Source organism: Pedococcus sp. P2_E2, assembly GCF_056403955.1.
Genome location: NZ_JBFUEM010000001.1, coordinates 1 through 13,034, shown reverse-complemented (window position 1 = coordinate 13,034; position 13,034 = coordinate 1). Strand labels below are relative to the sequence as shown.

Annotated in this window: 10 protein-coding genes; 3 read left to right on the top strand and 7 right to left on the bottom strand. The window is 69.2% G+C overall.

From position 1 onward, the window contains the following. Nucleotides 1-12: 12 nt before the first annotated feature. On the bottom strand, nucleotides 13-978 hold the full coding sequence (locus AC1DWR_RS00050; protein ID WP_477623203.1) for an NAD(P)-dependent alcohol dehydrogenase: 966 nt from the start codon (nucleotides 976-978) through the stop codon (nucleotides 13-15). A gap of 44 nt (nucleotides 979-1,022) precedes the next feature. Then, a complete protein-coding gene (locus AC1DWR_RS00045) occupies nucleotides 1,023-1,787 on the bottom strand; it encodes an HD domain-containing protein (protein WP_477623202.1) in 765 nt (254 codons plus the stop codon). Nucleotides 1,788-2,101: 314 nt separating this feature from the next. On the opposite strand from AC1DWR_RS00045, the gene AC1DWR_RS00040 reads away from it, so the two are divergent. Further along, nucleotides 2,102-3,475 (top strand): alpha/beta fold hydrolase, encoded by a 1,374-nt coding sequence (locus AC1DWR_RS00040; RefSeq protein WP_477623201.1) that lies wholly within the window; start codon nucleotides 2,102-2,104, stop codon nucleotides 3,473-3,475. Nucleotides 3,476-3,695: 220 nt separating this feature from the next. Beyond that, the gene (locus AC1DWR_RS00035) at nucleotides 3,696-5,051 is read left to right on the top strand and encodes a DJ-1/PfpI family protein (RefSeq protein WP_477623200.1); all 1,356 of its coding nucleotides are present in this window, start codon (nucleotides 3,696-3,698) and stop codon (nucleotides 5,049-5,051) included. Between the two features lie 34 nt (nucleotides 5,052-5,085). Here AC1DWR_RS00035 and AC1DWR_RS00030 read toward each other — a convergent pair whose 3' ends face one another. Both AC1DWR_RS00030 and AC1DWR_RS00025 read right to left on the bottom strand, forming a co-directional pair. Beyond that, nucleotides 5,086-5,463 carry a hypothetical protein gene (locus AC1DWR_RS00030; protein ID WP_477623199.1) on the bottom strand — a complete coding sequence of 126 codons (378 nt, stop codon included), beginning with the start codon at nucleotides 5,461-5,463 and terminating at the stop codon, nucleotides 5,086-5,088. Nucleotides 5,464-5,887: 424 nt separating this feature from the next. Beyond that, entirely contained in the window at nucleotides 5,888-6,994 is a 1,107-nt protein-coding gene (locus AC1DWR_RS00025) for a flavin-containing monooxygenase (RefSeq protein ID WP_477623198.1), read from the bottom strand. Between the two features lie 256 nt (nucleotides 6,995-7,250). Here AC1DWR_RS00025 and AC1DWR_RS00020 point away from each other — a divergent pair, with 256 nt between their 5' ends. Next, on the top strand, nucleotides 7,251-8,696 hold the full coding sequence (locus tag AC1DWR_RS00020; RefSeq protein ID WP_477623197.1) for an MFS transporter: 1,446 nt from the start codon (nucleotides 7,251-7,253) through the stop codon (nucleotides 8,694-8,696). Between the two features lie 488 nt (nucleotides 8,697-9,184). On the opposite strand, the gene AC1DWR_RS00015 is transcribed toward AC1DWR_RS00020, so the two are convergent. The 3 genes from AC1DWR_RS00015 to AC1DWR_RS00005 form a co-directional block, all read right to left on the bottom strand. Next, nucleotides 9,185-9,313: a hypothetical protein gene (locus AC1DWR_RS00015; protein WP_477623196.1), complete on the bottom strand. Its 129-nt coding sequence runs from the start codon at nucleotides 9,311-9,313 to the stop codon at nucleotides 9,185-9,187. Between the two features lie 386 nt (nucleotides 9,314-9,699). Beyond that, entirely contained in the window at nucleotides 9,700-11,067 is a 1,368-nt protein-coding gene (locus AC1DWR_RS00010) for a vanadium-dependent haloperoxidase (protein WP_477623195.1), read from the bottom strand. 151 nt (nucleotides 11,068-11,218) lie between these two features. Next, nucleotides 11,219-12,595: a carboxylesterase family protein gene (locus AC1DWR_RS00005; protein WP_477623194.1), complete on the bottom strand. Its 1,377-nt coding sequence runs from the start codon at nucleotides 12,593-12,595 to the stop codon at nucleotides 11,219-11,221. Between the last annotated feature and the right edge of the window lie 439 nt (nucleotides 12,596-13,034).

Here is a 13,034-nt window from a genome sequence, read left to right as displayed (position 1 = left end):
CGCCGCGCTCGGTCAGATGGTGAGCACGAGCCGTCCCGGTGTTCCTGACTCTTCCAGGGCGGCAACTGCGTTGGCTGCGTCTACGAGCTGGTGGGTCTGGATCTGCGGGGGCTGGACCTTGCCCGCAGCGAGGAGGTCGTTCATGCGCTCGAGGGTGTCGGTGTTCTCCTTGGCGACGAACATTCGCAGCGTTTGGCTGATGAACGGGGTGAGGAGCACGGCGCCGGCCTGGCGTTGGATGCCGCCGACCCATCGGTCGCCTTCGCCGCCGACGATCACGAGCCGGCCACCGGGGGTGAGGGCGCGGCGTAGTCGGCTGGTGGCAGTGCGCCCGAACACGTCGATGATGACGTCGTACGTGCGGGCGCCGTCGGTGAAGTCGGCCTGGGTGTAGTCGATGGCGTGGTCGGCGCCGAGAGTGGTGGCAGTCTGCTGGTTGCGGGGTCCGGTGACTGCGGTGACTTCGGCGCCGGCTGCCTTGGCGGCTTGGACGACGATGGAGCCGACGGCTCCGGTGCCGCCGACGACCAGGACGCGTTCGCCCGGCTGCACCTTGGCGTGGTCCTGGACTGCCTGGAGTGCGGCGAACGTGGCGTAGGGCAGCACGGCGGCTTGCTCGAACGTGAGCTCGGCGGGCTTGTGCGCCATCTTGGTTGGTGACGCGACCACGTACTCGGCGTACGTGCCGCGGGCGGCCCCGTAGACCTCGTCGCCGACGGCGAACCCGGTCACGTTCGACCCGATGGCTTCGATGCGCCCGGCGTAGCTGACGCCGGGGACGCGCACTCGCGGGGTTCGCAGCCCGGTTCCGAGCCGCATGAGGTACGGCTGGCCGGTCATGAAGTGCAGGGCGCCGCGGTCGACGCCGGCGGCGACGACTTGGACGAGCACTTTGTCCTCGCCAACTTCGGGGCGGGCGATGTCGTCGAACCGGAGCGAGGAGGCGTTTCCGTAGTGGTCTTGCACGATGGCTTTCATGTCACTGGGTCCTTACTTGCGGGGTGGGTGGTGGGGTGAGGGGTTCATTCGTCGAACGGGGCGAGTGCGATGGCGGCGGTGAACGCGCCGTAGCGGCGTAGGAGGCGAGCGCGGCCCTGTGGGACGCGAGCTGCTTCGTCCGCCCATGCCTGGGTGAAGTACTTCTTGAACCCGTCGCGGGGGTGGTCGCGAACGGTGGCGGTGAGGGTGGCCGCCGGCAGCTGCCAGGTGCGGACGCCCACGACGTCGACACCCGCGCCGGCGGAGAGCAGGTAGGCGACGGGGCCGGCGTCGCGGGTGACGCGGGGGCTGTGGTGCATGGTGATGGCGGTCAGCAGGGTTTCGGTGGCGGCGGTGGACAGGCCGACGTGTTCGGCGACATCTCTGGCGATGCGAGCTGAGGTGAGGGTGAAGTCGTCGCCTCCGTCGGCGAGGACGAGGCCGGTGTCGTGGAGCAGGGCTGCGGCGTACAGGAGCTCGGCGTCGACATCGACTCCTTCGAGCTCGCCGATGGCGCGGCCGAACTGGTAGGTGCGCTGGCTGTGGTTGAGCAGCGGTGTGGGCAGGACCTTGGTGGCGGCGTCGGTGGCTGCCCGCGTCAAGGCCGAGCTCGGGGGAACGAGGCGGGCGGGCGATACGTACGCGTTCCGGCCAGGGTGCAGGTGCGTCAGCAGGGCAAGGCGACCCACGGCGTTGGTGGCGTGGGCGCGGGCGAGGTCGACGAGCAGTCGGCGGGTGTCCGCGGGTTGCAGGTGGCCGCCGGTGCGCATCGTCCACGCGTGCGTTCCCACTCGGGTGTCGGCGTTCATGGTGGCGCTCCTTCTTCACAGCGTTGGTCTGCTTCGAGGTTGACGCAGGAGACGGTTGGTTCGCCCCGGTCAAGTGACCGGGTTCTGCCCCGAGACGTATGCCGCCTTCGACCGGTGCGGCCGCGGCCCGGGCATCAGGGCGTGGAGGCGACAGTCGCAGGACAGAGGCCGGGAACCCGCCGTCCATGGCGTCGATGACGCACCAAGCAAGGAGCGGCATCCCGGCCATGTGACCGGGGCGAGCACATCCGTTCACCGCGACCGTGGTGCCTGTGGCCGACCACTCCCGGACGGCCAGGAAAGGGGAAACCGCCATGACCACCACCGCCCGCACCACCCCGACCGACGTCGCGACCAGCTCGTCGGCCACCCGGGTCGGCCCGATGGGCCGCATCACTTTCGTCTCCATGGCCACCGGCGTGGTCGGCGCCGCCGCACTCGTCTTCGGTGTCGTACCGGACGCGTCCGAGGCCCGCGTCATCGGCGCCGCCCTGGTCGCGTTCGCCACCGGGTGGGCCATCCTCGCCTTTCTCACGACGCGCCAGACGACCCGCCCGCAGCGGTGGGCGTACGTGCCCGCTACCGTCATGGCGACCGCCGGCGTCGTGTTGGCAGCAGTCAACCCGGGAGAGCCGACCATGTCCCGCCTCGCGTGGGTGTGGGCGCCTGCCCTGGTGATTGGGGCTGTGTGGATCGAGCGCCGCACCCGCCACGACATCCCTGGCCGCGCCCGCCTGTGGGTCTACCCGGTCACCCTCGCGATGCTCCTGTCCGGTCTCGGCGGCCTGTACCAGGCCACGACCAAGGCACCCACCACCGAAGCTGGCCTGATGCCGGGCAAGCTCGTCGACGTGGGCGGGTACCGCCTCCACCTGAACTGCACCGGCACCGGTTCCCCGACCGTTGTCCTGCTGAACGGTCTCGGTGAGACGTCCCCGCTGTGGGCACGCGTCCAGCCGACCGTTGCGGCAACCAGCCGCGTCTGTGCGTACGACCGGGCCGGACAGGGTTGGAGCGACGACTCCTCGAACCCGGCCGACGCCACCACCGCGGCGACCGACCTGCACAAGCTCCTGGCCGCCGCCGGCGAGAGCGGCCCGTTCGTCCTCGCTGGGCACTCCAGCGGTGGCGTCCACGCCCTCACCTACACCCACCTGTACCCGAACGACGTCGCCGGTGTCGTCCTGCTCGACAGCGCCAGCCCGCGCCAGGTCGAGCTCGTGAAGACGTTCAACGGTGAGTACCAGGTCATGCGACGCGCCCTTGCGGTTGCACCGACCCTGTTCCGGCTCGGGGTCGGACACGTCCTCACCGCGATGGGTGGCCCGTCGCTTCCCGGCGATGCTGGTGCGCAGGTGTCCGCGTTCACGAACAGCCCGCGAGGGTGGGCGAACGCGCGCGCCGACCAGGCCGCGCTCCCGGTCGCGTTTCGTCAGGCGCAGGCACTGACCACCGTCGGGGACACCCCGCTGGTCGTGCTGACCGCGAAGGACAACGTCGACTCCAAGCCCGGCTGGGGAGTCGCGCAGGACCAGATGGCGGCCCTGTCGACCAACTCCCGGCACACCGTGGAGAACCTGTCACACGTCGGGCTCCTGACCGACCCGACCGGTGCAGCCCAGACGGTCACCGCCATCACCGACGTCGTGACCGCTACCCGCACCCACGGCCCGCTGCCCACCCGCTGACCCCACAGCGTCCACGCAGCAACCCGAGCTCCCGGTCACCTCAGCCCCCTTCCCGGGTGACCGCCGAGGCCCCGCCGCCAACCCCCCTGCACGGTGGCGACGGCTCGGGGAGCGGCCCGCCCCCACCGGGCGGGCCGCTCCGGACCCCAAACCTCGACCGCGCACCACCCAGCGCCAAGCCACGGCGGTACCACCGCCCGACCCGAACGGACGAACCCTTATGCGCACACCCGGTCGCCGCGCCCGCCACATCGCCTCCTCGAGCGCCCTCGCCATCCTCACCCTGGCCGGCCTGGCCGCCGGCGGAGCTCGGGTCACCACGAGTCAGGCCACCACCCCAGCAGCCACCCGCCCGGTCGGAGCTCTTCCGGTCAGCCAGCCATCATCGAACGGCCCCATCAAGGTCGCCGTCGTCCTCGGGGCGTCCGGCACCGTCGGCAGCGACGCCCTCGCCCCGTACGAGGTGTTCGCCAGCTCCCCGCAGTTCTCCGTCTACACGGTCGCCGCCAGCTCCAGCGCGCAGCCCACGCAGGGCGGCCCGGCCATCGTGCCCACGTTCACGTTCGCCGACACGACGTCGGGTCGGGCTCCCCGCCCGGATGTGGTCGTCGTACCCGCCGTCGCAGATGCCGACGGACCCACCGAGGCGCCCATGCGGGCATGGCTCGCCGAGCGAGTCACGGAGGGAGTGCCCGTCCTCAGCGTGTGCAACGGGGCAGAAGTCCTGGCTGCGGCCGGCCTCCTTGATGGACGCACCGCCACTGCGCACTGGTCTCGGCTCGGCGCCTACGCCAAGCGGTACCCGGGCGTGAACTGGGTTGCCGGGAAACGGTTCGTCCAGGACGGGTCCATCACGAGCACTGCCGGCGTCACGTCCGGCATACCCGGAGCGATACGCGTCATGGCCGACCTCGCCGGAGGTGACGAAGCCACCAGGGTCGGCCGCCTGGTCGGGTATCCGAACTGGTCGCTGACGCAGTCGCCCGACATCCCCACGCAGTCCTTCGCCAGCGCTGACCTGCCCGTCGGACTGAATGCCGTCATCCCGTGGGGACGCCCGACCTTGGGCATCGTGCTCGCTGACGGCATCGGCGAAATCGACGTCGCCAGCAGCTTCGAGGTGTACGACGTGTCCTACGCCGCCCGACCCATCCCGCTCAGCGCCACCGGCACCGTCACCACCAAGCACGGCCTCGTGCTGCACACGAACACTGTCGCTGACGGGCCCACCCCAACCACGTTGGTCGTCCCCGGACCGGCCGGCACCGCCACCCTTGACCCCACACTGAAGGCATGGGCGGACCGGCACGACGTACCGGTCGATGCCGTTCACGGACGTGATGCGTCTCAAGGTTTCGACGGCGCCCTGGAGTACCTCGCCGCCCACGCCGGACGGCAGACCGCGGTCTCAGCGGCGAAGATGATCGACTACCCGACCGCGCATCTGCGCCTGGAAGGCGAGGCTGGCAGCCGCATCCCGATGCTCGTGGGGCTCGGTCTGTCGCTGATTGTCGCTGCCGCAGGCTTGCCGACGATGCTCCGCAGGGCACGCAGGCGCTCGGTCTCCAGCGCCTGAAGGCGCACCGCAGGCGCGTAGTGCACCTTGCGAGTCAATCCTGAAGGGCGACAACCACGGTGAGCGCGCACAGCAACGCTGCGGCCGGGGACATGACGAAGCGCTCTGGGCGGCTCCGTGATGCCAGGTTGCCCGCGGTGCCGAGGAGGAACAAGCCCGCGATGACCCACGTCGCGACGCCCAATATGCCGTGGCTGCCGCTGCCCTGACCGGCCCTGGCGAGAAGCACCCAACCGATGACGATGTAGATGACCAAGGAAACGAGACTGCCTAACCGCAGCCGCGTCGGGAGCACCTCGTGCTGACCACCCCACGCGAACCGGCCCAGAGGCAGTCCGCAGACCAACAGGGCCTGAAACACCGCCAGAGCCCCCAGAAGAACGCAGGCGGCAACAGCAGCAGAAGAGGTCACATCGGGTGAGCGTACGGTGCCCCGCGTGGTGTAGCTCTACACGTCAGAGTTCGGGGCTTGGCACCGTCTCGCGTCGCAACCACCCCACGACCCAGCCGCCGGCTATCAGCACTCGATCGCCTGTCACGGGGGTCAGCCCTGGTGGGCGGGTCTGGGCAGTCCCCGCGGCCGCGGAGACAGTAGGTGCGCCAGCACGTCCGGACGCGCGACCAGAACACTGATCTGCTCACACGATGTGTTCGACGAGGTGGCGAGTGGCACCGAGTGATGTAGCCAGCCGGCCGTGGGTCGCCGACCCCTTCTGCCGTGGCAGCGAACGACCGCCGCAGCAGCCGGGCGCAGCTCCCGGGGAGTTGGCCGACCCTGACCAACGCCACCGCAGACCCCACATCAGGGCGCCTCAGACCCTCCGACACAGTCCAGGTCAGGACGCTGTGGGCACGACCGCCGTCCCCGGCGCCGCGCCGACACCCCCGACGATGCGCGCAGACAGGACGGCCGCGTCAGCACCGACAAACCCGAGCAACGCCGAACCCCGGCTCGTCTGCCACGGCAACCCCACGAAGAACAGCCCCGGAACCGGCGTCACACCTTCGTGCTGGCGGACCTGCCCGTCAACGACGACGCCGGGCACCTCCAGCCACGAATAGTCCGACGCGAACCCGGTAGCCCACACGACCGTATCCACGTCCATCGTGCTGCCGTCCGCGAAGTGCGCGACCTGCCCGGTGAAACCGGTCAGCCGCGGCCGGAAACCAACACCTGCCCTTCGCAGGTCGGCGCTGCGGGTGCCGATGACCAGGTCGCCCCGAGCGCGCAGCCGACGAGCCAGACGACTGGTCGCCGGCACCGTGAAGAAGCCAACCTTCGTCAGCCAGAAGAACAAGTCCCTGCCCGCGACGCGCTGCGGCAGCGCCATCGGCTTCGACCCGACCGCCACGCTCACCGCGCATGTCGGTGCCAGCTCCTCCGCAATCTGCAGCCCGGAGTTCGCGGCACCGACCACCAGCACCCGGCCCCCGGACAGCTGGCCAGGGTTGCGGTAGTCGGCACTGTGCAGCTGCTGCACGTGCGGGTCCAGCTGGCTTGCGGCTGCGGGCACCCGGGGGCTCTGGAACGGCCCTGTGGCCACCACCACCTGCCGGGCACGCAACTCACCGGCGGGCGTCGTCACGACGAACGTTCCGTCCTGCTCGCGGCGCGTTCGCAGCACCGGCGAGTTCAACCGCACCGGCAGGTCGAAGCGTTCCGCATAGGAGGCCAAGTAGTCGGCCACGTCGTCCTTGGACGGGTGACTGTCCACCGGGGCCGGGAACGCCATCCCCGGCAGTGAGTCGTACTGAGCCGGGCTGAACAGCCGCAGTGAATCCCACCGGTTCCGCCACGACTGACCAACCTCCGCACCCGCCTCCAGCAGAACGAAGCTCAGACCGCTCCGCGCCAGGTAGTGCCCGATAGCAAGCCCCGCCTGACCGGCGCCGACCACAACCACGTCCAACGGTCCGTTCGCACTGCTGGCGATGTCGTTCATGGTCGTCTCCTCCGAAGTGAGCTGTTGCCTTCAGACGGTAGGCAAGGGCGGCAACCATCACCCCGGCGCAATGGCCGGGATTGACCAGGCGAATCCCGCCGCTGACCCCACGACGAGCCGAACAGACCCCGCCACCGACCCGCAGCACACCGTCATGACCTGGCCAGAACCCGGCCATTTCACCGGCGCGAACACCACCGCCGCAGCGGCACCTTGGACGTGCACGACAACGCGTGCCGCACTCAAGGAGCCCACCGTGTCCGCCGCCCTCCAAACCAACACCCGCCCGGCAGACCCCACCAACGCAACTGCCGCAGCCGTCGCGGACCGCCGCGCCCGTCAACGCCGCTGGGTCGCCCTCGGCCTGTTGGTGTCCGCCCAGTTCGTCGTCATGCTGGACACCTCCATCGTCAACGTGGCCCTGCCCTCCGTCCAGAGCGCCCTGGGGCTCAGCCCCACCGCGATCACCTGGGTCGTCAACGCGTACGTGCTCGCCTTCGGCGGCCTGCTGCTCCTGTCCGGGCGTGCCGCTGACCTGTTCGGACGGCGCCGCCTGTTCGTCGTCGGCTCTGGGCTCTTCACCCTTGGCACCCTGCTGGCCGGGTTCGCTACCAACCAAGGACTCCTGATGGGCGGTCGCGTCGTTCAAGGCGCAGGCGCCGCAGCACTCAGCCCGGCCGCCATGTCGCTGCTCCTGCTGACGTTCCCCGGAGAGCAAAGAGCCCGCGCCATGAGCATCTGGGGCGCCGCCTCAGCGCTGGGCGGAGCCACCGGCGTCATGGCCGGCGGCCTCCTCGTCGGCACCTTCGGCTGGTCCTCGGTGTTCTTCGTGACGGTGCCTGTCTCCGTCGCCGCCGTCATCCTCCCCCGGTACGTCCTCCCCGAAGGCGCACACGGCGCCCGCCGCGGCTTCGACTGGTACGGCGCCTCCGCCATCACCGGCGCAGTCATCGCCGTGGTGCACGGGGCGCTGGGCATCGCCGAACGCGGCCTCACCTCCCCGTCCGTCCTGGCAAGCCTCGGCGCGTCCGCTGCCTTGCTCGCCGCCTTCATCGCCGTGGAAAGCCGCACCCGCGACCCCCTCGTGCCTCTCGAGCTCTTCCAGTCCCGAAGCCTGAGCACCGGCGTCGCCCTCGCCGTCCTCGGTGGCGCCGCGCGAGCCTCCACCTTCGTCCTCCTCGCCCTCTACCTCCAGCAGGCCCTCGGCATGGCCCCACGGCAGGCCGGCATCGCCATGGTCCCCACCTCCCTGACCGGCTTCGCCTTCTCACTCACCCTGCTGCCGCGCATCCTCCGCACCCTCGGCCCACAGCGCACCCTCGTCGCCGGCCTGCTGGTCCTCGCCGTCGGCCACCTGTGGCTCGCGAACGCACCACTGGGTGACGGATACGCGGCAGCAGTCCTGCCAGGGCTCCTGCTCGTCGCCATCGGCGTGGCCATGAGCTTCACACCCACCACCATGGTCATCGCCACGGCCGCGCCGGCATCGCACACCGGGCTGGCATCCGGCCTCGCAGGCTCAGCCACCCAGATAGGGTCCGCGCTCGGAACGGCCACCTTCGTCGCCATTGGCCTCTCCGTCGGAAGCCCCGGTGCCGGGATGCTCGGCGCGAACGGGTTCTCGGCGGCGTTCGCCGCCGCCGCGGTCGTGGCACTCGCCACCGCGACGCTCGGGGCCACCATCCACCGGACGCAGCCGTGATCAGGCAATGGGAGTACGGGACGGCGTCAGCTCCGCGCCGCGCAGCTGAGCCGCGCGGCATACCGGAAAACGTCCCAGGGCACAGCAGAAGGCCCGGACCAGTGGTCCGGGCCTTCTGTCGCTGACGCGTTGGTAGCGGGGGCAGGATTTGAACCTGCGACCTCCGGGTTATGAGCCAGCCCTGCCCACGTCTCACACGTCCTGTGCCCTCTCCCCTGCCGCACGAATGTTTCGGGTCCGGTCCCCGCCGTGCCTTCGCGTCTCACCGCGTCCCGTCCAGTCCCGGCTACACATTTGGCTACACCTCGAGCGCCCGGAGACACCTCTGCCTATTGCCTTGCTCGGAGTACCACCGTGCGGGTACATCCGCGGTCGGGATCGTCGACAATACGAGCCAGGCATCAGGCGCCTGTGGTCCGCGTGCCCACCCTTGATGGGAGTCCGAGACCGGGAGGGCATGGCCCCAAGTGCCGATCAGAAGTCGACGCCTAGATCGGGAGCCTGAGGGGTGCTACCTCCGTGGTGCGCTTGGCCGACATCAAGAGATCGGGGATGTCACCGTTGAACCGACTCACGCCCAAAGCCATGCCGACCAGCATCATCTCGATCGACTTCACCCAGGGAGAGGGCGATGATGACGGTTGGCGGCAACCGGTGGCGACCCGGGTCAGGAACTGCAGTTGATCGCCCGTTTGCGGCCCAGTGTGGCGGAGATGTTCGTCCCTTCTCAGCCCTCGCGTTTGCCAAGGCTCGGCACAGGCTGGTCCCCTTGCACTGCCAGTCAAGTCTGCATCGGCCGGCTGCGCTGGGCGTCATCTCGGTGGCCGAGAGCGCACGCGAGGTGCCCGATAGCTTCGGGCCAGGCTCTGCGTTGGCCACCGGCGCCCGGACCGTTGTTGGGGTTCATTGCGCACTGAACGTTTCCTGAGAGTCCGCCGAGTCGTGACGAGAAGGCCCGCCTTGAGCGGGCCTCCTGGTCACGAAGAGGCCGGAGTGTGGGTGATCAGCGGCCTACCGTCTGGAAGTAGTTCGCGGCCCCGTAGTTGGCCACGTTCCGGCCGAGGAGTTGGCCCGCCACGTCCGCGCTGCGGTAGTGAAGGCCGGCCCAGATGCGTGCCTCGATGAGTTCGGTGAGTGGCTGCGTGAACGTGTCGAAGGTCCGCACAGCCGGCCCTCCGGGGTTCACGAAGGTGCTCGTGATCTGGAATGTCCCGCCGATGGGGTCGTCGCCGAAGAACATCCGTAGCACCGTGGTGTGGGCGGCGTCGAGGCAGTTGTGCCCCGAGGTCCACTCGGGATACGGCGCGGTGATGAGCGCCGTCCACGTCGCGTCAGGTTCCGTCGCGTCGTTCCCGTCCTCTGACGCTCGTGGAATCGCGTTCCAGGGCCGCCAGAAGTCAAAGTGGTACTTGTCGTTCCAGCAGTTGATCGCCGCGTCCGCGCCGCTCAGGTTCTGCAGGGCGAGAAGCCTGGCGCTGTCGGCGGCGTCGAGATCGGTCCTGGCGATGAGCTGCCGGGCGACTTCGTTCCAGCTGATGACGGGTGCACTCTGCCACCACCTGGCAATGTACGTCTGGTCGTCAGTCCGGGTCGAGCCGGTGGCTCGGCCCAGTCTCTTGACCTCGTTGAGCTCGGTCGCCCACCGCTGGCTATCGAGCGCGGGCGGTGGCGCTGAACGGAACTGCGACGAGCTCTGGATGAGGAACGGCCTGACGTTGCCCACCCACGCGGTCGGGTCGAGGACCGGCACGCCGGTAGCAGAGAGGAGCGGCTGCCAGTGTCCGGGGGCGGGGTTCGGCACCCACGCAGACGGCCCGAAGCGCCCGTCGCTCTCTCGCGCGTCGAGCATCGCCGCGGCCGCTGCGTGTCCCACCGCGATGCCCTGCTTCTTGAACGCGTTGTCGTCGATCGAACCGAGCGAGGTTGCGTACGCGGAGGAGAGCGTGCTCAGGAGTCCCGCGCGACCGGGGAACGGCGCCCTCTCCGGTGCCGTCGAGACGAGCTGTGAGAGCACGTCGTAGGCAGCCGTTGCGACAGCGGCGTCGATGGACGCCCTCGCACCTGTGCGCGTGTCGAGCAGATACGGGCGATGCCGCTTCGGCCCGATCGCGTTGACCGCGTCGTACACGGCTCCCTGCACCATGCCCATGTTGATTGAGAAGGCAGGTGGGGCGCCGCCGTTCGGTCCCGGAACCCCCGCAAGCGTCGTCGTCGCGACCTGGTTCCAGTGAATCACCTCGCTGGCGTCGGTACCCACTGGTGGTCCGGCCGATGCGCTGGGCACGCCGAGCGCGCCCAAGAGCCCACCGACTGTCACGGCTATGACTGCGACCGATCGATTTCGTAACATCGTTTTCTCCTCGCCTAACACTCGCGCGGTGTGTCGTCAGGATCACTGTTCGTGCGGCCCGACCATCGGGTCGCATTTTGCGCGGGAACTCTTCTGATGCAGCTGTTGAGGCCCTGCCGAGACGGCGTAGAGCGGATCCAAGAGGGCTCTTCGTACTCAGGGACGTCGCGGGCTAACCCGGGGAAGGCGCGCGACTGATACTGAGCATCCATTTGTAGATGTCGTCCCCGAGCGAGCCGCTGTATGCCTGGTCCCACCCGTCGTGGGTCAGGTCGGGGTAGACGGTGAGGCGGGCTCGGTCGGCCGTGACACCTGAGCAACCCGCGAGGTGGGCCATGGGCTCGACGCTGCCTCGTGGGTCGACCACATCGTCGTTCTTACCGTGGAAGGCCCAGAGGGCGACCGATCCGAGAGCGCAGCCGGCTGTCGACCACGCGGGTCGCCCCTCGCCGGCGATCGGAATGGCCGCCGCCACTCCCTGCTGGTCGCCGTACTTCGCCAGGTACTCCCACAGGCCGAAGGCGCCGCAGGACAGTCCCGTGACATAAACCCGTGCGGGGTCGACGTTGTAGCGAGCCACGGCGTAGGTGACGAAGTCGTGGACCTCATACGGGGTCGTGCAGAAGGCTGGCGAGGTGTGGTTGCGGTCGTGCTGCAGCTGCATGACGCACGATCCGAACCAGAGGGTGCCGGGAGTGTCGCACGGTCCGGGTTCGAATCCGGGAGCCTCTTCGACGTGCTGGGGGGCGAGCACCACGAGCGGCCTGTCGGTCGGCCACCCGCCGACGTCGATGAACTTCGGGATGCCCGCCAACAGCAGGTTGCCGATCGCGTCCGGGGTACCGTCGCCGTTCTCGCCGTAGCCGTTCAGGGCGATCAGCACCGGGCTCCTGGTTCCGGAGCTGCTGTAGCTGGGAGGGAGGTACGCGTAGTAGCCCATGGCGGAGCCGGTCGTGCCGAGCGGCCTTGCCGTTAGGTAACGGGCCGACTGGCCCCCGAGCAAGGGGGCGACAATCTTGCAGGCGTCCGCGTCGGTGAAGGCGTAATGCCGTCCCGCGTCCTTGATCCCGAGGAAGGTGAACGTGCCGTCCGCCAGGTCGAGGGTGTAGCTGAACGTCTGGTTGCCTCGTTCGCGAACGACGAGGGCCCCGGAAGAGTCGGTCACCGTAAAGGGCTGCCCCGTGGTCTTGAACGCGAACTGGTACACCGACCCCTGAACGCGCTTGGCCGGGACATCCTTGGCGAGCGCGTTGGCTGAAACGGTGAGCCACCTGCCGTCGGTTGTCGTCCAGACCTCAGTGAAGTCGTAGTTGTCCGTGAAGTAGACGATGTCGGGGGACTTCTTGTCGGCACGGACCTGCACCTGGTGGTTGGCCACGCCGTCAACGCTGATGGGGTAGCCACAGGCCCAGTTGACGTACTCGTAAGGCTCGGTCGATCGGGCCCGGTCGATGATCGTGGCGTCAGCGGGCGCGCTGCCTGCGATCAGCGCCAGCAGAACCGAGAGAACGCAGATGAGCGCGCGGACCTGTCCCTTCCCCCCGGACAAGAGCCTGCTTGTGGCCCTGCTGCCGCCGAATCCGTGCGTCTCAGGTGGCACGCCCGTTGGCGGGCTCGACTGTGCTGCACGGGCGCCGGTGCCCAAGGCTCTGAGTGCGCCGCTGCCTCGCGTCGCCCTGAGCATTCTGTGCGTGTTTCGCATGGTTCGGCTCCTGCCCGGGTGATGGTTGGAGAGTTCAGCGGGAGATGGGCTGGCTGCGTTGGTCGGGTTGTCTATTGCGGACTGGTGGCCCCGCCGGCCTTCACGGGGTTGGCGCGGCGTCCATAGCGCTGATGAATGTGTGACAGGGCGGTATCAGGTGGGTATCGGCGCTGCGGGCTGCTGTAAGGGAGCTCTCGGTCGCAGCCGGCGTCCCTGGTGGCATCAGGCAGCATCCAGCCTCGTTGACGACCTAGAACGGCGGGGTCACAGTGAGCCCTATGTACAT